Below are 18,977 nucleotides of genomic sequence, written 5' to 3'. Positions count from 1 at the left end.
GACGACGCGGCCACTCTACCCGGCGGTAGTCGGGGCGCTGAGGGGTGGCTGTGAACCGGGGGTACGGGCCCTGGGGCAGGCCCTGGAGTGCCCGCCATGATCACACCGCCGGGGAGACTGCTCGGCTCGGGCCGCTCCACGCACACGGATACCCCGTGCCCCGGGTGCGGCCCACCGGCTCGCGCACCGAGCTGGTGATGGAGCGGCTGTCCGGGCCGACGACCCCGAGGCCCGTGTCCTGCACCCGGACCTCCATCCCGGCAACGTGATGCGCACCGAGGACTTGATACGAACCCTGGTGCCGGTCACCCCGCCGCCTCACACCGCCACGTAGGTCACCGGCTCACCTCCCGGCACGGCCTCCGCCCGCCCCTGCTTCACCAGGCGGCGCACATGGGCCTCGGCCTCCGAGACCGCGATGTTCCGGGAGCCGTAGGGGATCTGCTCCCAGGGGCGGTTCCACTCCATGCGCTCGGCCAGCTGCCAGGGGGTGAGGGGCTCGGCCAGCAGGGCCAGCAGCCCGGCCAGCCGCTCCTCGTGGTGCGCCAGCAACTCCCGTACACGTGCGGCCGCGTCGGTGAACGCGTACTGGTGGGCGGGGAGCACCTCGGCGGGGGCCAGACGGCCGACGCGTTCCAGGGAGTCGAGGTAGTCACCGAGCGGGTCCGTCACGGTCGCGTCGTCGGGGTCCTCGTACAGGCCGATGTGCGGGGTGATCTCCGGGAGCAGATGATCGCCGGAGAACAGGCGCCCGTGGCCCGCCCGCCGGGCCGGGTGCTCCTCCTCCAGGTGCAGGCACACATGGCCCGGCGTGTGTCCCGGCGTCCAGACGGCACGCAGCCGGCGGCCGTGCAGCGGGAGGAACTCGCCGGGCACGATCTCCCGGTCGGGCAGGGCGGGGGAGAGGCCCGGCAGGGTACGGCGGCGGCGGGCGGCGCGCAGCGGGGCCACGTGCTCCTCCGGGGCGCCGGCGGCTTCGAGCTTGGCCGCCATGTACGTGAACCACCGCTCGGGCCGCGTCTCCCGCGCCCGGCGCACGATCGCCGCGTCGGCCGCGTGCATGGCGATCCAGGCACCGGAGGCCTCCCGCACCTTGCCCGACAGACCGTGGTGGTCGGGGTGGTGATGGGTGATCACCACCCCGTGCAGTTCGGCGACGGACGTACCGCAGGCCGTCAGGCCCTCGGTGAGGGCGTCCCAGGAGGCCGGGTCGTCCCAGCCGGTGTCGATGAGGACCGGGCCTCGGTCGGTGTCGACGACGTGGACGAGGGTGTGGCCGAGGGGGTTGTCCGGGATCGGGACCTGGAGGGAACGGACGCCGCCACCGTGGTCGTACACCTGCGCCATGGGCTCCCCAATCACCGCGTTTCCGCCACTATAACTAGAACATGTTTCCATGGGAGCCCGAGTCGACCAACCGTCCCTCGTCGCATCCGTGGACTCCCCTGGGTGGAGCTGGTATCAGTTCCCTGTCTGATGGAGCGTCAGAAGCGCAGTCCCCGGGGAGGCATTCGGCCATGACCGAGCTCGTGGAACACGGACAGCTGTTCATCGGCGGGGAGTTGACCGACCCCCTGGGCAAGGACGTCATCGAGGTGATCTCCCCGCACACGGAGGAGGTCATCGGACGGGTCCCGCACGCCTCGCGGGAGGACGTCGACCGGGCCGTGGCCGTGGCGCGGCGGGCCTTCGACGAGGGGCCCTGGCCGCGGATGAGCCTCGATGAGCGCATCGGGGTCGTCACCCGGATCAAGGACGCGATCGCCGTCCGGCACGAGGAGATCGCCCGCGTGATCTCGTCCGAGAACGGGTCCCCGTACTCCTGGAGCGTCCTCGCGCAGGCGCTCGGCGCGATGATGGTCTGGGACGCGGCGATCACGGTCGCGCGCGGCTTCACCTACGAGCAGACGCGCGACGGCGTCCTCGGAAAGATCCTGGTGCGGCGCGAGCCGGTCGGGGTCGTGGCGGCCGTCGTCCCCTGGAACGTCCCGCAGTTCGTCGCCGCCGCCAAGCTCGCGCCCGCCCTGCTCACCGGCTGCACGGTGGTGCTCAAGCCGTCGCCCGAGTCGCCGCTGGACGCGTATCTCCTCGGCGAGATCGCCAAGGAGGCCGGGCTGCCGGAGGGCGTGCTGTCCATCCTGCCCGCCGACCGCGAGGTCAGCGAGTACCTCGTCGGGCACCCCGGCATCGACAAGGTCTCCTTCACCGGCTCGGTCGCGGCGGGCCGGCGCGTGATGGAGGTGGCCTCGCGCAACCTCACCCGCGTGACGCTGGAGCTCGGCGGCAAGTCCGCGGCCGTCGTCCTGCCCGACGCCGACCTGACGGCCTCGGTCGCCGGTATCGTCCCGGCGGCCTGGATGAACAACGGCCAGGCCTGTGTGGCCCAGACCCGCATCCTGGTGCCCCGCTCCCGCTACGACGAGTTCGCCGACGCCTTCGCCCAGGCCGCGAGCGCGCTCAAGGTCGGCGACCCGCTGGACCCCGCCACCCAGGTCGGGCCCCTGGTCGCCCGGCGCCAGCAGCGGCGCAACCTCGACTACATCCGCATCGGCCAGGAGGAGGGCGCCAAGATCCTCACCGGCGGCGGCCGCCCGCCGGGCCTGGAGAAGGGCTGGTACGTCGAGCCGACGCTCTTCGGCGACGTCGACAACTCCATGCGGATCGCCCGCGAGGAGATCTTCGGCCCGGTGATCTGCCTCCTCCCGTACGGCGACGAGGCCGAGGCGGTGAAGATCGCCAACGACTCCGACTACGGGCTGTCCGGCAGCGTGTGGACGGCCGACGTGGCGCACGGCATCGAGGTGGCCCGGCAGGTCCGTACGGGCACGTACTCGGTCAACACCTTCAGCCTCGACATGCTGGGCCCCTTCGGCGGCTACAAGAACTCGGGCCTGGGGCGGGAGTTCGGGCCCGAGGGATACGGCGAGTACCTCGAACACAAGATGGTCCACCTTCCCGCGGGCTGGGAGGGCTAGGGCGATGGGCGACCGCTGGCACGTCGAGGTCGACCGCTCCGTCTGCATCGGCTCGGCCCAGTGCGTCCACCACGCCCCCGACGGCTTCCGCCTCGACACCGGCCGCCAGTCGCGCCCCGTCGAGGCGGACACCGACGCCAATGAGCAGGTTCTCGCGGCGGCGGAGGGCTGTCCTGTGGAGGCCATCTCGATCGCGCTGCTGGAGAGCGGGGAGCCGGTGTTCCCGCCGGAGGACTGAGCCAGGACTGAGCCAGGACAGAGCCAGGGCCGAGCCAGGACCGAGCCAGGACCGAGCGGCTCAAAAAATCTTCCAGAATTTCCCATTTGGGGGGTTCTGTATTGCCTCAAGCGTTCTATCCTGATAGAGGCCTACGGGGCGAGTGAGGGAGTTCGACCGGAGTAGCCGACTTTGGCGAGACGCACAGGCATCCGCTGAGGCCGACGTCGACGGTCGGGCTGAGAGGCTGGAAGGTCGCTGGGAAAGGACCAGAAGGCGACCCCCATCACCTGATCCGGGTAATGCCGGCGAAGGGAACCCGTCTCGTAGGTCCTTTTTCGTGCCCCGACGAGCGCTTCGCGCGCCCCTCGGGGCTCTCCTCTTGCGGGGGCCTCGGGTTGCGGGGTCCTCAGATCGATTCTTCCGGGGTCGTCAGGTCGATCAGACGGCACACCGTCTCGATATCGATCTTCACCTGCGCGATGGAGGCACGGCCCGACAGCCAGGTGATCAGGGCCGAGTGCCAGGTGTGCTCGATGACCCGCACCGCCGAGAGCTGCTCGGGAGTGGGGTTCTCCAACCCCATCGCGTCCAGGATGATCGCCGTCGTCTGCCGTGAGACCTGGTCCACCTCGGGCGAGACGCTGCGGTCGGCGAAGGTCAGGGCCCGCACCATGGCGTCGGCCAGGTGCGGCTCGCGCTGCAGGGCGCGGAAGGCCCGCATCAGCGTCGCCGCCACCCGCTCGGACGCCGTCTCGCCCGCCGGGGGCTTCTTGCGCAGGGTTCCGTGCATGTGCTCCAGCTGGTCCTGCATGGTCGCGACCAGCAGATGCACCTTGGAGGGGAAGTAGCGGTAGAGCGTGCCCAGCGCCACCTGCGAGGACTCGGCGACCTCGCGCATCTGCACCGCGTCGAAACCGCCCCGGCTGGCCAGCTGGGCGCTCGCGTGCAGGATCCGTCGGCGACGGGCCTCCTGCCGCTCGGTGAGCGGCGGCGAGTCCGACCGCGTCGCTCGCGCGGCACTGGCTTCCACCTTGGTTTCCGCAGGCATGGGTCCCGCTCCGTGACAGTCGGTGAGGGCAGGTGATCACACAGCATGCCAGGGGCCCGCGCCGTGGCGTGAATCACCTGATCCACTGCTCACAGCACCCCTACCTGCCGGTAGATTCAGAGCCTCTTGAACGATCAAGTCTGAAACTTGTTCTAGATTAGCGTCCCGGCGTAGTCTCGCGGGACAGTGCAGGGAGAAGGGGGCCCGGAGTGACCGCTGAGGCCAGGGCCGCGGGCGCCGGGGAGGAACCCGCAGCCGACGGCGAGCGACCGCTCGACATCGCGCTTCTCACCTATAAAGGGAACCCGTTCTGCGGCGGCCAGGGCGTCTACGTACGGCACCTGTCGCGCGAGCTGGCCCGCCTCGGTCACCGCGTCGAGGTCATCGGCTCCCAGCCCTACCCCGTGCTCGACGAGGACCGGGGCCACGCCGGCCGGCTCACCCTGACCGAGCTGCCCAGCCTCGACCTCTACCGCCATCCCGACCCCTTCCGCACGCCGGGCCGCGACGAGTACCGGGACTGGATCGACGCCCTCGAAGTCGGCACCATGTGGACCGGTGGGTTCCCCGAGCCGCTGACCTTCTCGCTGCGTGCCCGCCGCCATCTGCGTGCCCGCCGCGGCGAGTTCGACGTCGTCCACGACAACCAGACGCTCGGCTACGGCCTGTTGGGCGACATCGGCGCCCCCCTGGTCACCACCATCCACCACCCCATCACGGTGGACCGTCGGCTGGAGCTGGACGCGGCCGAGGGCTGGCAGCGCCGCTACTCCGTGCGCCGCTGGTACGCCTTCACCCGCATGCAGAAGCGCGTCGCGCGCCGCCTGCCCTCCGTCCTCACCGTCTCCGGCACCTCCCGCCAGGAGATCGTCGACCACCTGGGCGTGCGGGACGACCGCATCCACGTCGTCCACATCGGCGCCGACACCGACCTCTTCTCGCCGAATCCGGCGGTGCCCGTCGTGCCGGGCCGGATCGTCACCACCTCCAGCGCCGACGTGCCGCTCAAGGGGCTGGTCTTCCTCGTCGAGGCGCTGGCCAAGGTGCGCACCGAGCACCCCGACGCCCACCTGGTCGTCGTCGGCAAGCGCCCGCAGGAGGGGCCGGTCGCCCAGGCCGTCGAACGGTACGGCCTGGAGGGCGCCGTCGACTTCGTGAAGGGCATCTCGGACGCCGAACTGGTCGACCTGGTCCGCTCGGCGGAGGTCGCCTGCGTGCCGTCCCTGTACGAGGGCTTCTCCCTGCCGGCCGCCGAGGCCATGGCCACCGGCACGCCGCTGGTCGCCACCACCGGCGGCGCGATCCCCGAGGTCGCCGGCCGTGACGGGGAGACCTGCCTCGCCGTACCGCCGGGCGACGCGGGGGCACTGGCCGCCGGGCTGAGCCGGCTGCTGGGGGACCCGGAGTTGCGTGCGCGGCTCGGCGCCGCGGGGCGCGAGCGGGTGCTGGAGCGGTTCACCTGGGCCCGCGCCGCCGAGGGCACGGTGGCCCGGTACCGCGAGGCCATCGGCCGCTCCCGACCGCGCGCGAGCAGCGGCACGACCACCGCCGCAACTGGTGTCTATTCCGAAAGCAGGGCCACGTGCTGACCGTCGACTTCTCCCGGTTCCCGCTCGCCCCGGGCGACCGCGTACTGGACCTCGGCTGCGGTGCCGGCCGGCACGCGTTCGAGTGCTACCGGCGCGGCGCCCAGGTCGTGGCGCTCGACCAGAACGGCGAGGAGATCCGCGAGGTCGCCAAGTGGTTCGCGGCGATGAAGGAGGCGGGCGAGGCCCCGGCCGGCGCCACCGCCACCGCGATGGAGGGTGACGCCCTCGCGCTGCCTTTCCCGGACGAGTCCTTCGACGTCGTCATCATCTCCGAGGTCATGGAGCACATCCCGGACGACAAGGGCGTACTGGCCGAGATGGTCCGGGTGTTGAAGCCCGGCGGCCGCATCGCCATCACCGTCCCGCGCTACGGCCCCGAGAAGGTGTGCTGGACGCTGTCCGACGCGTACCACGAGGTCGAGGGCGGCCACATCCGCATCTACAAGGCGGACGAACTGCTGGCCAAGATCCGCGAGGCCGGCCTGCGCCCGTACGGCACCCACCACGCGCACGCGCTGCACTCCCCGTACTGGTGGCTCAAGTGCGCGTTCGGCGTGGACAACGACAAGGCGCTGCCAGTGCGGGCGTACCACAAGCTGCTGGTCTGGGACATCATGAAGAAGCCGCTGGCCACCCGGGTCGCCGAGCAGGCGCTGAACCCGCTGATCGGCAAGAGCTTCGTGGCGTACGCGACGAAGCCGCACCTGCCCCGGCTGGCCGAGGCGTCCGAGGCGGCCGCCAAGTGACCACCCCCCGGACAGAACACCTCGTCCTGCCCGGGGTCCTCACCGCGGAGCAGGCTGCCGCCACCGTGCGCGGCATCCTCGCCGTGCAGCGGGAGGACGGCGCCATCCCGTGGTTCCGCGGTCATCACCTGGACCCGTGGGACCACACCGAGGCGGCCATGGCCCTGGACGCGGCGGGCGAGCACGAGGCCGCGGAGCGGGCGTACACCTGGCTGGCGGAGCACCAGAACGAGGACGGCTCCTGGTACGCGGCCTACGCGGACGGCGCGCACGACGACGTCACGGACCGGGCCCGCGAGTCGAACTTCGTCGCGTACATCGCGGTGGGCGTGTGGCACCACTATCTGTCCACCGGTGACGACACGTTCCTGGACCGCATGTGGCCCTCGGTCTACGCGGCGACGGAATGGGTGCTGCGGCTGCAGCAGCCGGGCGGGCAGATCGGCTGGCGGCGCGAGGACGACGGGACGCCCACGGCGGACGCGCTGCTCACGGGCAGTTCGTCGATCCACCACGCGCTGCGCTGCGCGCTGGCCATCGCCGAGCAGCGGGAAGAGCCGCAGCCGGACTGGGAGTTGGCGCTGGGTGCGCTGGGGCACGCGATACGCCGGCACCCGGAGCGCTTCCTGGACAAGGACCGCTACTCGATGGACTGGTACTACCCGGTCCTGGGCGGAGCCCTGACGGGCGCCGAGGCCAAGTCCCGCATCGACCGGGACTGGAACCGCTTCGTCGTCCCCGACCTGGGCGTGCGCTGCGTGGTCCCGAACCCGTGGGTGACGGGCGGCGAGTCCTCCGAACTCGCCCTGGCCCTCTGGGCGATCGGCGAGTCCGACCGCGCCCTGGAGATCCTCCAGTCCATCCAGCACCTGCGCGACCCCGAGACCGGCCTCTACTGGACGGGCTACGTCTTCGACGAGGACACCGTCTGGCCGCGCGAACTCACCACCTGGACAGCGGGTTCCCTCCTCCTCGCGGTCGCCGCCCTCGGCGGCCACGAGGCCACATGCGCCATCTTCGGAGCCGAACACCTCCCCACCGGCCTGGCCCCGGACTGCTGCACCCAGCAACAGCCCTAGTACCAGTGGCTCCGGTGGCTGCCTGGTGCCGGTTGATCCCGTTGGCGACGGCGTGGCCGATGAAGAGGTGGACGACGGCGGCGGGGCCGTCGCCGGCGACCACGCGGCCGAGGCCTTGTAGAAGGCGCTGGGTCAGCGGCCCCCGCTCCCCCGGGGCCGTGGGCCGCCGGGCCGAGCGGGTGACGGCGGCGAGGCCGTGGTCGGCCACTACGGCCGCTACATCGGCTGAGGCGTCGTTGGAGGTGTAGGTGTTCCGCGGGGGTCCCGCGCCGCCGGGGTCGTGGGGTCAACCGGGCGGCCGGGCGGCGGCGTTGGCGGCCGGCTTGGCTCAGTGCCGGTGGATCCGGTTGGCGACCGCGTGGCCGATGAAGAGGTAGACGACCGCGGCGAGGCCGTAGCCGGCGACTACGCGGGCCCAGGCCTCGTCGAAGGTGAAGAGGTCGTGGGACCAGCCGGCGAGCCACGCGGCGGAGCCGTGGACGAAACGCACCAGGTCGTTGGCGCGGTTGGCGTCCAGTAGGTACATGAGGATCCACAGGGCCAGGATGAAGGCCATGACGTCGGCGACGACCGCGACGACCGTGCCGGCCTGATGCGCACCGTTGCGATATCGAGGGGACATACCCTTCGGGTTGCCGCTCGGCCCGCGGTGAAACCCCCCAGGGGGTCCCCCGACTGGGTTCCCCCGGTGGCGCAGTGGACCGGGCCGGGTGAGGCTGCCGGGAGAGACAGCCGCTCGGGGAGGACATCCCGGAGGATTTCGTGCCCGTACCGATACGGCGCCTCTTCGTGGCGCTCACGCTGAGCTGTGCCCTGCTCGCCGGTTCCACCGCCTGCGGGAAGGGCGAGGCCACCACGCAGGGCACGGGGCCTGTCGTGGTCGCCGCCGACACTCCGAGCCCCACCACGTCCGCGGAGCGGCAGAAGTTCGCCAAGGCCCGCTTCGTGGCGAACGCCGGTCTCGCCGCCGGGGCGACCTACCAGTGGATCGTGAAGCCCTGGAAGGCGGGCAAGTTCAAGAAGGGCGCCAAGGGCCGCAAGCTCTCCCTGATCAAGGCCGGTCTCGCCGGCACCTTCGCCTACAACCGCCTCAAGGCCGCCAAGAAGAACGCCGAGGGCGACCCGCTCCTGTCGAAGGCCCTCGCCCCGATCGGCGCCGGCATCGATTCCCTCAAGGGCCTGCCCGACAAGCTGCGTTCGGGCGACTCCACCGACGCCGTGGCCGGTACCTTCGGCGACATCATCAACCAGGTGAAGGACGCCGGTAAGAGCGCCGGCGCCGAGGTCAAGGACCAGGTGCCGTCGGCTTCCCAACTCGCTGGCTGAAAAGCGTGGTTGAGGCGCCGGCAGAAAATCAGGGCGGCACGCTGCACGTGCTGTCCGATGCCCAGGGCATCCCGCTCGCCGTCGCCGTGTCCGGCGCGAACATGCACGACGGCCTCGCCCTCAAGCCGCTCATCCGCGGCATACCCGCCGTTCGGTCCCGCCGGGGACCACGGCGGCGCCGACCCGTCAAACTCCGCGCGGACAAGGCGTACTTCTCCGCCGAACACCTGGCCTGGCTGCGCGAGCGCGGGCTCGTCGCGCGCATCGCGCGGCCAGGCATCGAGTCCGGCGAACGCCTCGGTCGGCACCGCTGGAAGATCGAACGGTCCATCGCCTGGCTCTTCAACTACCGCCGCCTCACCGTCCGATACGAACGAAAGGCTCGCACTTCTCGCCTTCCTCGGCTTGGCCGCCGCCCTGACCTGCTGCAAGAAGCTCGCGAAACTTGCCACGTGAGACACCCTCTTAGGCTGCCTGGCGGTTCGGAGAATCACGACATTCATGCGTTGAGGTCCGCGAGGACCCGCAGTGTATGGGGGTCCGGGGACAGGGCCAGCAGGTCCGTCACCGGGCCCCTGCGCCATGCCTCCAGCCGTTCGGCGATGCGGGCGCGCGGGCCGACCAGGGAGATCTCGTCGGCGAAGGCGTCCGGGACGGCCAGCACCGCCTCCTCGCGCCGACCCGACAGGAACAGCTCCTGGATCCGGCGCGCCTCCTCCTCGTACCCCATGCGTGCCATCAGGTCGGCGTGGAAGTTGCGGGCCGCGTGGCCCATCCCGCCGATGTAGAAGCCGAGCATGGCCTTGACGGGCAGGAGCCCCGCGGCGACGTCGTCGCACACCCTGACCTGGGCCAGGGCGGCGACGCGGAAGCCCTCGGGCAGGTCGGACACGGCCGGCCCGTAGATCTCGGGGCGGCCCGGCGCCCAGTACAGCGGCAGCCAGCCGTCCGCGATGCGGATGGTCTGGGCGACGTTCTTCGGCCCCTCGGCGCCCAGGAGGACGGGCAGGTCCGCGCGCAGGGGATGGGTGATGGGCTTGAGCGGCTTGCCCAACCCGGTGCCGTCCGGCCCTCGGTGGGGGAGGGGATGGAAGCGGCCGTCCAGGGCCACCGGCGCCTCGCGGCGCAGCACCTGCCGTACGACGTCGACGTACTCCCGGGTCGCGGTCAGCGGCGACTTCGGGAACGGGCGGCCGTACCAGCCCTCCACCACCTGCGGCCCGGACAGCCCGAGGCCGAGCAGCACGCGCCCGCCGGACAGATGGTCCAGGGTGAGCGCGTGCATCGCGGTGGTCGTCGGCGAACGCGCCGCCATCTGCGCAACCGCCGTACCCAGCTTGATCCTTGAGGTCTGGGCGGCGATCCAGGTGAGCGGGGTGAACACGTCGGAGCCCCAGGACTCGGCCGTCCACACGGAGTCGTACCCGAGCCGCTCCGCCTCCCGCGCCAGCGGCACGTGCTCCGCGGAGGGGCCCCGGCCCCAATAGCCGAGTGCGAGACCGAGCCGCATGCCGACTCCCCTCCTACCTTCCTGACGGTGCGTCAGAATCATCGGGAGGCGACTGTACGACAACGGCCCCCCACCCGGAAGGGCGAGGGGCCGCGTGCCACCGTCGGGAGGGTCAGCCGCGCTGGATCCCGGAGGTGTCCTGCAGTACGCCGCGGCGGCCGTCCTGGGTCTGCGCGATCAGCTGCGCGCCGCGCTGCTCGACCGCCAAGTACCAGGTACCCGGCGCCAGTTCGGCGATCGGCGACGGCGAGCCGTCCTCCGCGAACAGCGGCCGGGGTGCCGGAACGGCGAACCAGAACGGCGAGAAGTCCCCGGCAGGCTGCGGCGCGGCGCCCGGCTGCTGCTGCGGCTGCTGACCGAACGGCTGCCCCTGCTGCGGCTGACCACCGAACGGCGGCTGCTGCTGCGGGGCTTGGGCGCCCGGGTAGCCGTACCCACCCTGCGGCTGGGCGCCGTAGGGCTGGGGCGCGGCCGGCTTGGGGGCGGGGAGCAGGGCGGCCTGGAGGGCGGGGACCAAGGGGCTGGCGATGGCCCCGCCGGCGATGGCGAGAGCGGCGAGGAGGCCGAGGATGAGGCCGACGCCGGCGTCCACGTTGTCGGGAACGTCCACCAGCGTCCAGAACAGGGTCCAGGCGGACAGGATCGCGAAGCCGGTGCCGACCATACCGAGGTCCAGGCCGAGCACCTTGCGCTGCTGCGGCAGAGTGCGGTTGAGAACGATCAGCGCGGCTCCGATGACGGCCCCCATGTACGTGCCCAGGCCGGTCCCGAGGTCTTCCCACGCGTTCCGGCTGTTCGAAAAACCGGAGTACGACACGGAGTATTCGGCGAGGAACGACGAGATGAAGAGCAACACCGCTGCTCCGATCACCACGCCGTCGCCTCGAGTGAGGGAGCGGATATTCACTTCAGGTCCTTCGTAGGTCGTCTCGTCAGCGGTAGAGGCGTCGCTGTCACCCTGTCGCCGTCAGGCCCCGGTGTGAAGCGCGGGGGTGGCCCCTCATCGTACGGATGACACTATCGTCTGCACGATCACGGTGTCCGCCCGGATCAGCCCGCCGATCCCTACCCGCGCAGGAAACTCACGATTCCCTCAGAGATCCCTTGCGCCGCCCTCTGTCGCCAGGCGCCGCTGGTGAGCAGTGCCGAGTCCTTGCTATCGCGCATGTTGCCGCACTCGATGAACACCTTGGGAACCGTTGACAGATTGAGACCGCCAAGGTCCTTACGCGTGACGAGACCGGTACCGTCGCCGACGTAGTTGGAGGGCGCGTCGCCCGTGACGCGCACGAAGCTGCCCGCGACGCGTTCGCCCAGATCGCGGGAGGAGGCGACGATGGGGCGGGTGTCGGCGGCGCCCGCGTGCACGGACTCCGGGAGGATGACGTGGAAGCCGCGCTCGCCCTCGGCGGCGCCGTCGGCGTGCAGGGAGATGGCCGCGTCGGCCCGGGCGACGTTCCCGATCCGGGCGCGCTCGTCGACGCACGGCCCCCAGGGCGGGCTGTCCCCGTCGTGGGTCACCTTGACCGTGGCGCCCTGCTCTTCCAGGAGCGTACGCAGCCGGTGCGCCAGGTCCAGCGAGAACCGGGCCTCCGTGTAACCGGAGTTGGTGGACGTCCCGGTGGTGTCGCACTCCTTGCGGTTCGTGCCGATGTCCACCTGGCGGTTGATCTCCGCCGTGTGCTGGAAGTTGCCGGGGTTGTGCCCCGGGTCGATCACGACGACCTTGCCCTTGAGCGGGCCGGAGGCGGCCGGGCGGGAGGACGTGCGGGGGGAACCCGGCTTCTTGGCGTCGTCGCTGGGGGACGCGGACCGGGGCGAGGCCGAGGCGGGCGCGGCGGACGCCGAGGTCGACGCCGAGCCGGAGGCGTGCGGCTTGCCGGAGGAGTCCGAGCCGCCGGGGTCGCCCACCGCCTCGTACACGAGCCAGCCGAGCAGCGCACCGGGGACCAGCGCGGCGAGCGCGACGGTCAGCGGCGCCCGGCGGGGGCGGCGCGGGTGCGGAGGATCGAAGTCCGGGCCTACGTACGACACGCCTGCCACCCTAGCGGCCGTCCTCGGGGCACAGCTCGTCCAGCGCCGTCCAACGGGTGACGCGTCAGCGGCTGCCCGAGGTCGGCGACCCCGCGAGCGTGAGCACGGCCGGGTGCGCCCCGCCGCCGACGACCTCGCCCGGCCCCTCGTGGCCCGAGCCCTCCGGGACCCGTGCGACGACGGCCGCCTACACCGCCCGTACCAGCGTCACGACCGCCGCTCCGCCCAGCCCGATGTTGTGCGCGAGGCCCACCCGCGCGCCCGCCACCTGCCGTTGTCCCGCCTCGCCCCGCAGCTGCCACACCAGCTCGGCGACCTGGGCGAGGCCCGTGGCGCCGAGCGGGTGTCCCTTGGAGATGAGGCCGCCGGACGGGTTCACCACCCACCGGCCGCCGTACGTGGTCGCCCCGGACTCGACGAGCTTCCCCGACTCACCCGGCTCGCACATGCCGAGGGCCTCGTAGGTGAGCAGTTCGTTGACCGAGAAGCAGTCGTGCAGCTCGACGACGTCCACTTCCTCGATGCCGAGGCCGGCCCGCTCGTACACCTGCCGGGCCGCCTCCCGCGACATGGGCTGTCCGACGACGTCGATGCAGGAGCCCGACGCGAAGGACTCCTCGGTGTCCGTGGTCATCGCCTGGGCGACGAGCTCGACGAGGCCCCGCAGGCCGCGCCGCTCGGCGAACCGCTCCGACACCACCACGGCCGCCGCCGCGCCGTCCGAGGTCGGCGAGCACTGGAGCTTCGTCAGCGGGTGGTGGACCGTGCGCGCCGCGAGGATGTCGTCGACCTCGTACACGTCCCGGAACTGGGCGTTCGGGTTGTGCGCGGAGTGCCGGTGGTTCTTGGCGGCCACGGCGGCGAGCTGCGCCTCGGTCGTGCCGTGGCGCTCCATGTGCTCGCGCGCCGCGTCGCCGAAGATCTGGGCGGTCGGCGGGGTCATCTCGAAGCCGTGCCGGGCCGCCATGATCCCGTAGTGCCGGGCGACGGGGGAGGTGGAGAAGTCGCCGCCGTCGGCGCCGCCGCCGAGCGCGCCCTTCTTCATCTTCTCGAAGCCCAGCGCGAGGACGCAGTCGGCCGCCCCGCCCTCGACGAGCTGGCGCGCGAGCATCAGCGCGGTGGCGCCGGTCGCGCAGTTGTTGTTGACGTTGTAGACGGGCACGCCGGTCAAGCCGAGCTCGTACGCGGCTCGCTGGCCGGCCGTGGAGGGCTGGAAGCAGTAGCCGACGGGAACCTGTTCCACATCGGCGTACGAGACTCCCGCGTCGGTGAGGGCGGCGCCACCCGCCTCCCGCACCATGTCCCAGTACTGCCATTCTCGGGTCTCGGGCTTCTCGAACCTGGTCATCCCGACCCCGGCGACGTAGGCCTTCATGGGGCGCAGAGTAGAACACGTTCTACGTAGAGACCATCCCTTGGCGGAAGGTCGGATCGTCACAGGAAGGTCAAGAATTCGTTAGAGGCTCGAAGCAACGGAATAGTTGCCCGTGCATACGAGGTTGATCATGCACGTATCCCGCGCGATCACCGGCGCACCCCACTCTTCCGGCCCGGAGGCCTCACTCAATGACGCACACGACGACCGACCAGCCCACCCGGAGAGCGAGCGGGGCCCTGGTCCCGGTGCTGGCCTTCGCGGGCATCGTGGTCGCGGTGATGCAGACCCTGCTCGTCCCGGTCATCAAGGACCTGCCGCAACTGCTGGACACCGAGCCGAGCAACGCCACCTGGGTCCTGACCTCGACCCTTCTCTCGGGTGCCGTCGCCACCCCGATCATGGGCCGCCTCGGCGACCTGTACGGCAAGCGGCGCATGCTGATCCTCAGCCTCGCCGTGATGGTGGTCGGCGCCCTGATCAGTGCCCTCACCAGCCAGCTGCTCACGATGATCGCGGGCCGCACCCTCCAGGGCTTCGCCATGGGCGCGATCCCGCTGGGCATCGGTCTGATGCGCGACATGCTGCCGCGCGAGAAGCTCGGCTCGGCGATGGCCCTGATGAGCTCCTCGATCGGCGTCGGCGGCGGCCTCGCGCTGCCGCTCGCCGCCCTGGTCGCACAGCACGCCGACTGGCACGCCCTCTTCTACGGCGCCGCCGGCCTCGGCGTGCTCTCCATCGTCCTCACCCTGCTCATCGTGCCGGAATCCCCGATGCGCGCCGAGGGCTCGTTCGACGTGCTGGGCGCGCTGGGCCTGTCCACCGGCCTGGTCCTGCTGCTCCTGCCGATCACCAAGGGCAGCGACTGGGGCTGGTCCTCCGGCACCACGCTCGGCCTGTTCGCCGCGTCCGTCGCCGTCCTGCTCCTGTGGGGCGTCTTCGAACTGCGCACCAAGGCCCCGCTGGTCGACCTGCGCACCACCGCCCGCCGCGAGGTGCTCCTCACCAACCTCGCCTCGATCATGGTCGGCGTCAGCTTCTACGTCGTCTCGCTCGTCCTGCCCCAGCTGCTCCAGCTGCCGAAGGCCACCGGGTACGGCCTCGGCCAGTCGATGGTCGTCGCCGGTCTGCTCGTCGCGCCGCTCGGCCTGACCATGATGTTCACGGCGCCCGTCTACGCCCGCCTGTCGGCGAAGTACGGCCCCAAGGTCACCCTGATCCTCGGCATGCTGATCATCGGGATCGGCTACGGCGCCGGCCTCGGCCTGATGAGCGCCGCCTGGCAGAGCCTGGTCATCTCGGTCGTCCTGGGCGCGGGCATCGGCCTCGCCTACTCCTCCCTGCCCGCACTGATCGTCGGCGCGGTCCCGGCCTCCGAGACCGGCGCGGCCAACGGCCTCAACACCCTGATGCGGTCGATCGGTACGTCCGTCTCCAGCGCCGTCATCGGCATGGTGCTCGCCAACACGGCGCACCACGTGGGCGGCGTGGCGATACCGACCATGCACGGCTTCCGTCTCTCCTTCCTCATCGCGACGGCCGCGGTCGCGGTCGGCCTGCTGCTGGCCCTGTTCCTGCCGAAGCCGAACCGCCCGGCCCAGCACACCCAGCTGCGCGCCAGCAGCGAGGAGGAGGCGGGTATCGAGCACGCCGAGGAGGTGCTGCGGGGATTCCGCGGCCGCGTCCTGGACGCCGACGGCGCCCCGGTCGCCCGCGCCAAGGTCACCCTGATCGACCGCCGGGGCCGCCAGGCGGGCGCGACCGTCTCCGCCGAGGACGGCAGCTATGCGGTCGCCGTTCCGGCCCAGGGTGCGTATGTGCTGGCCGCACGGGCCTCGGGGCACGGTCCGCTTGCCTCTTCCGCCACGCATCCCGGTGAGGAGCGCGCGGTCGACCTGGATCTTTCGTTGCCGGGGGAGACTGTCAGCGCGTAGCGCCCCGCGGGGGTGCCGCGATGTGCCGTCCGGCGGCCGCGGCGCCGTCGTGGCTGGTCGCGCTCGCACGGCGGAGCCGCATATCGACATAGCCCCGCGCCCCCTTGTGGCGCTGCCCGCACCCCCTGTCATCAGCCGACGGGGGGTGCGGCAGCATGGGCGCCCGGACAGTCGTACGACCGAGAGGACCCCCATGCCCGCGGCACCCAAGCCCGAGATCCTGGCCGCGTTCGAGGCCGCGAAGGGGTTCATGCCCGTGGACGAGGGGCTCGCGCTGTACGCGGCCGCCGTGGAGGCGGGCCGGCTGGGGCTGCCGCTGCTTGAGGTCGGGACGTACTGCGGACGCTCGACGATCCTGTTCGCGGACGCGGCCCGCGAGTCCGGGGTCACCGCGCTCACCGTCGACCACCACCGGGGCAGCGAGGAGCAGCAGCCGGGCTGGGACTACCACGACCCCGAGACGGTCGACCCCGAGATCGGTCTGATGGACACGCTGCCGACGTTCCGCCGCACCCTGCACCGGGCGGGTCTGGAGGAGCACGTGGTGGCGCTGGTCGGCCGCTCGCCGCAGATCGCCGCGATCTGGGGGACGCCGCTGGGGCTGGTCTTCGTCGACGGCGGCCACACCGACGAGCACGCCACCGCCGACTACGAGGGCTGGGCGCCGCACGTCGCCGAGGGCGGCCTGCTCGTCATCCACGACGTGTTCCCCGACCCGGAGGACGAGTTCACCGGCCAGGCCCCGTACCGCGTCTATCTGCGCGCGCTGGAGTCCGGCGCCTTCACGGAGGTCTCGGCGACCGGCTCGCTGCGGGTGCTGCGGCGCACGGGGGCCGGAATCTAGGGCGTTCGAGGCCTCCGGGCCGGGCGTCCACGGCGGGCTTCCAGGCGTACGAAAGAAAGGCGCACGCCTCCGCGAAGCGAGGCAACGATCCGGGGGGCTCGTGGACTCCTTTGTACATCTAGGAGGTGCCCATGGGGGATCGGAAGAAGGCTCGGGACGAGGAGTTCCAGAGCTTTGTCGTCGGCCGTTGGCCGCGGCTGATGCGTACGGCATTTCTCCTCACGGGGGAGCAGCACGCCGCCGAGGATCTGGTCCAGTCGACCCTCGAACAGGTCTATGTGGCCTGGCGCAGGGTCGGCTCGGCGGACGACCCGGAGGCCTACGTACGGCGCGTGATGATCAACGCGCACGCACGCAAACACCGCCGCAGGCTCAAGGAGTTCCTGGCGCCCAAGGACGACTCCGGCCTGGTGCGCGAGGTCGCGGACACGGGCGACCGCATGTCCCAGGTCGACGACCGCAGCGCCCTGCTGAAGGCCCTCGCCCAACTGCCCGCGCGGCAGCGGGAGGCGGTGGTCCTGCGGTACTGGGAGGACCTGACGGAGACTCAGGCGGCCGAGGCGATGGGCTGTTCGGTGGGCACGGTCAAGAGCAACGCGGCCAAGGGGATCGCGAAACTCCGCGCCATACCGGGACTGGCCGAGACGGTGACGCAGGGAGGGCGGAAGTGATGAGCGCGGACCGGGAGAGGAACCACGACATGACACGGACGGACATCGCCTTCCTCCTCGCGGACGCCGCGGACGAGGTCGAGATCGGAATAGCCCCGGTGCAGGCGGTCATGCGCGGCGGACGGCGCCGCAGGGCGCGGCGCTGGGCGGTGGCGGCGGCCACGACGCTGGTGCTGGCCGGGTCGACGGGCGCCCTGGCGGTGACGGGCCTGCCCGGCGACGGACACGGGGACCGGCGGACGAACGTGGCGAACCCGCCGTCCTCCCCGGAGGCGCGGCACGTGTACGAACCGCAGATGACCGAGCTGTCGCGGGGCACGCACAAGGGCAAGCCCTGGTACGTCAACATCCAGGTGTGGGGCGCGCCGCGGGACGTGGGGGAGGCGAATCAGCAGCTTTCCATGATGAACGAGTGGGGGTTGCACCCGGCGGTCGACAAGCCCGCCGAAGTGGTCGGCAAGATCTCGTACTTCGTGACCATGAAGTACGACTCCGACCGCCCTCAGCAGATCCTGTTCGACTCGGTGGAGAAGCTGGACCGAATGTCGGGCACGGATCTGGAGTCCGGGTCCCTCCCTCTGGACAAGGCCGGCGACGGTCCCGCCGGGGACCGGCTGGTGGTCGGAGCGGTCGCCAAGACGGCGCGGGAGGTCACCTGCTACTGGAAGAACGGCACGACGTCCGTCGCCAGGACGGGCCCGGTGACGTACACCCACAACATTCCGGCCCCCGCGATCGTGCCGGCCGAGGGGTACCCGGCGGCGAACTGGTTCGTGTGCGAGGCACCGGAGGGCACGACCTACCAGACGGCGGAGGTGACAAAGTAGCGCGAGCGCCCGCAGCGGGAGGCGCCGCTCACAGCCACCCCTGCTGCCGGGCCTCCCGTACCGCCTCCGCCCGGTTGCGGGTGCCCGTCTTGCCGATCGCGGAGGACAGGTAGTTGCGGACCGTCGACTCGGACAGATGCAGCCTGCCGGCGATGTCGGCGACGGTCGCGCCGTCCACCGACGCCTTCAGCACGTCGCACTCGCGGGCGGTGAGCGGACTGGGCCCGGCACTCAGCGCGGCGGCGGCCAGCGCCGGGTCGACCACCGTCTCCCCGGTGAGCACGCGCCGGATCGCCTCGGCCAGTTCCTCCACCGGCCCGTCCTTGACCAGGAATCCGGTGGCCCCGGCCTCCATGGCCCGGCGCAGATAGCCGGGCCGGCCGAAGGTGGTCAGGATCAGCACCCGGCAGTCGGGCGCCTGTTCGCGCAACGCGGCCGCCGCGTCCAGGCCGCTCATGCCCGGCAGTTCGATGTCCAGCAGGGCCACGTCGGGCCGGTGCAGGAGCGTGGCGTCGACGATCGCGTCGCCGGTGGCGACCTGGGCGACCACCTCGATGTCGTCCTCCAAGCCGAGCAACAGGGCCAGGGCGCCGCGCATCATGCCCTGGTCCTCGGCGAGGAGAACTCTGACAGAGGCTACTGGTCGGTGGTCCGCGGGCATCTCGTCAGCCATTGACACAGGCTACGGCCGGCCGGCCGACTCGGAGCGGCGGCAGGCTCCGCCACAGGGTCCGCGGATCGGCACGAGGTTGTCGGCCGAGCCACACCCGTTCGCCGCCGCCTCCCATGGTGAGCCCGA

The 18,977-nt window shown here is 71.6% G+C and carries 19 protein-coding genes and 1 pseudogene; 11 read left to right on the top strand and 9 right to left on the bottom strand.

What is annotated here, in order from left to right; translation table 11 throughout:
• Positions 1 to 100: 100 nt before the first annotated feature.
• Together ACWGKT_RS10615 and ACWGKT_RS10610 are read right to left on the bottom strand one after the other, a co-directional pair.
• Positions 101 to 256 (bottom strand): hypothetical protein, encoded by a 156-nt coding sequence (locus ACWGKT_RS10615; protein WP_453273273.1) that lies wholly within the window; start codon positions 254 to 256, stop codon positions 101 to 103.
• 62 nt (positions 257 to 318) lie between these two features.
• Entirely contained in the window at positions 319 to 1,347 is a 1,029-nt protein-coding gene (locus ACWGKT_RS10610) for an MBL fold metallo-hydrolase (RefSeq protein WP_453273272.1), read from the bottom strand.
• 170 nt (positions 1,348 to 1,517) lie between these two features.
• Here ACWGKT_RS10610 and ACWGKT_RS10605 point away from each other — a divergent pair, with 170 nt between their 5' ends.
• A complete protein-coding gene (locus ACWGKT_RS10605; RefSeq protein ID WP_453273271.1) occupies positions 1,518 to 2,975 on the top strand; it encodes an aldehyde dehydrogenase in 1,458 nt (485 codons plus the stop codon).
• A gap of 4 nt (positions 2,976 to 2,979) precedes the next feature.
• The gene (locus ACWGKT_RS10600; protein WP_235458514.1) at positions 2,980 to 3,213 is read left to right on the top strand and encodes a ferredoxin; all 234 of its coding nucleotides are present in this window, start codon (positions 2,980 to 2,982) and stop codon (positions 3,211 to 3,213) included.
• Between the two features lie 388 nt (positions 3,214 to 3,601).
• Here the strand turns inward: ACWGKT_RS10600 and ACWGKT_RS10595 are convergent, their stop codons facing one another.
• Positions 3,602 to 4,243: a TetR family transcriptional regulator gene (locus ACWGKT_RS10595; RefSeq protein WP_453273270.1), complete on the bottom strand. Its 642-nt coding sequence runs from the start codon at positions 4,241 to 4,243 to the stop codon at positions 3,602 to 3,604.
• A 209-nt stretch (positions 4,244 to 4,452) separates the two neighbouring features.
• Between ACWGKT_RS10595 and ACWGKT_RS10590 the strand changes: the two genes are divergently transcribed.
• From ACWGKT_RS10590 to ACWGKT_RS10580, 3 genes are read left to right on the top strand one after another with little or no spacing between them, the layout of a single operon-like run.
• Entirely contained in the window at positions 4,453 to 5,832 is a 1,380-nt protein-coding gene (locus ACWGKT_RS10590; RefSeq protein ID WP_453273269.1) for a glycosyltransferase family 4 protein, read from the top strand.
• Positions 5,826 to 6,578 (top strand): class I SAM-dependent methyltransferase, encoded by a 753-nt coding sequence (locus tag ACWGKT_RS10585; protein ID WP_356141601.1) that lies wholly within the window; start codon positions 5,826 to 5,828, stop codon positions 6,576 to 6,578. Before ACWGKT_RS10590 ends, ACWGKT_RS10585 begins: the two co-directional genes overlap by 7 nt.
• Entirely contained in the window at positions 6,575 to 7,657 is a 1,083-nt protein-coding gene (locus ACWGKT_RS10580; RefSeq protein WP_453273268.1) for a prenyltransferase/squalene oxidase repeat-containing protein, read from the top strand. The genes ACWGKT_RS10585 and ACWGKT_RS10580 overlap by 4 nt, the downstream gene beginning before the upstream one ends.
• 328 nt (positions 7,658 to 7,985) lie before the next feature.
• Here the strand turns inward: ACWGKT_RS10580 and ACWGKT_RS10575 are convergent, their stop codons facing one another.
• Positions 7,986 to 8,279 carry a hypothetical protein gene (locus ACWGKT_RS10575; protein WP_235458519.1) on the bottom strand — a complete coding sequence of 98 codons (294 nt, stop codon included), beginning with the start codon at positions 8,277 to 8,279 and terminating at the stop codon, positions 7,986 to 7,988.
• A gap of 140 nt (positions 8,280 to 8,419) precedes the next feature.
• Here ACWGKT_RS10575 and ACWGKT_RS10570 point away from each other — a divergent pair, with 140 nt between their 5' ends.
• Complete coding sequence (locus ACWGKT_RS10570; RefSeq protein ID WP_453273267.1) at positions 8,420 to 8,983, top strand: hypothetical protein; 564 nt, start codon at positions 8,420 to 8,422, stop codon at positions 8,981 to 8,983.
• Between the two features lie 5 nt (positions 8,984 to 8,988).
• A pseudogene (locus ACWGKT_RS10565) lies at positions 8,989 to 9,360 on the top strand (transposase); the annotation flags it as partial.
• Between the two features lie 122 nt (positions 9,361 to 9,482).
• Here the strand turns inward: ACWGKT_RS10565 and ACWGKT_RS10560 are convergent.
• The 4 genes from ACWGKT_RS10560 to ACWGKT_RS10545 all read right to left on the bottom strand — a co-directional run bounded on the left by ACWGKT_RS10560 (position 9,483) and on the right by ACWGKT_RS10545 (position 13,902).
• Entirely contained in the window at positions 9,483 to 10,493 is a 1,011-nt protein-coding gene (locus ACWGKT_RS10560; protein WP_453273266.1) for an LLM class F420-dependent oxidoreductase, read from the bottom strand.
• A gap of 112 nt (positions 10,494 to 10,605) precedes the next feature.
• The gene (locus tag ACWGKT_RS10555; RefSeq protein ID WP_453273265.1) at positions 10,606 to 11,367 is read right to left on the bottom strand and encodes a hypothetical protein; all 762 of its coding nucleotides are present in this window, start codon (positions 11,365 to 11,367) and stop codon (positions 10,606 to 10,608) included.
• A 191-nt stretch (positions 11,368 to 11,558) separates the two neighbouring features.
• Positions 11,559 to 12,527 (bottom strand): N-acetylmuramoyl-L-alanine amidase, encoded by a 969-nt coding sequence (locus tag ACWGKT_RS10550; RefSeq protein ID WP_453273264.1) that lies wholly within the window; start codon positions 12,525 to 12,527, stop codon positions 11,559 to 11,561.
• A 187-nt stretch (positions 12,528 to 12,714) separates the two neighbouring features.
• Positions 12,715 to 13,902 (bottom strand): lipid-transfer protein, encoded by a 1,188-nt coding sequence (locus tag ACWGKT_RS10545; RefSeq protein WP_453273263.1) that lies wholly within the window; start codon positions 13,900 to 13,902, stop codon positions 12,715 to 12,717.
• 191 nt (positions 13,903 to 14,093) lie between these two features.
• On the opposite strand from ACWGKT_RS10545, the gene ACWGKT_RS10540 reads away from it, so the two are divergent.
• The 4 genes from ACWGKT_RS10540 (at position 14,094) to ACWGKT_RS10525 (ending at position 18,178) form a co-directional block, all read left to right on the top strand.
• Positions 14,094 to 15,836, top strand: a complete 1,743-nt coding sequence (locus ACWGKT_RS10540; protein WP_453273262.1) for an MFS transporter — start codon at positions 14,094 to 14,096, stop codon at positions 15,834 to 15,836.
• A gap of 193 nt (positions 15,837 to 16,029) precedes the next feature.
• Entirely contained in the window at positions 16,030 to 16,680 is a 651-nt protein-coding gene (locus ACWGKT_RS10535) for a class I SAM-dependent methyltransferase (protein ID WP_356141618.1), read from the top strand.
• A gap of 131 nt (positions 16,681 to 16,811) precedes the next feature.
• On the top strand, positions 16,812 to 17,351 hold the full coding sequence (locus tag ACWGKT_RS10530) for a SigE family RNA polymerase sigma factor (protein WP_453273261.1): 540 nt from the start codon (positions 16,812 to 16,814) through the stop codon (positions 17,349 to 17,351).
• Positions 17,352 to 17,380: 29 nt separating this feature from the next.
• The gene (locus tag ACWGKT_RS10525; protein ID WP_453273260.1) at positions 17,381 to 18,178 is read left to right on the top strand and encodes a hypothetical protein; all 798 of its coding nucleotides are present in this window, start codon (positions 17,381 to 17,383) and stop codon (positions 18,176 to 18,178) included.
• A gap of 28 nt (positions 18,179 to 18,206) precedes the next feature.
• On the opposite strand, the gene ACWGKT_RS10520 is transcribed toward ACWGKT_RS10525, so the two are convergent.
• On the bottom strand, positions 18,207 to 18,839 hold the full coding sequence (locus ACWGKT_RS10520) for a response regulator (RefSeq protein WP_453273399.1): 633 nt from the start codon (positions 18,837 to 18,839) through the stop codon (positions 18,207 to 18,209).
• Between the last annotated feature and the right edge of the window lie 138 nt (positions 18,840 to 18,977).

The sequence above is a fragment of the Streptomyces sp. NPDC054794 genome, from assembly GCF_053611585.1.
Note: the sequence above shows the minus strand (reverse complement) of the source record. Positions and strands in the feature narration are given on the sequence as shown.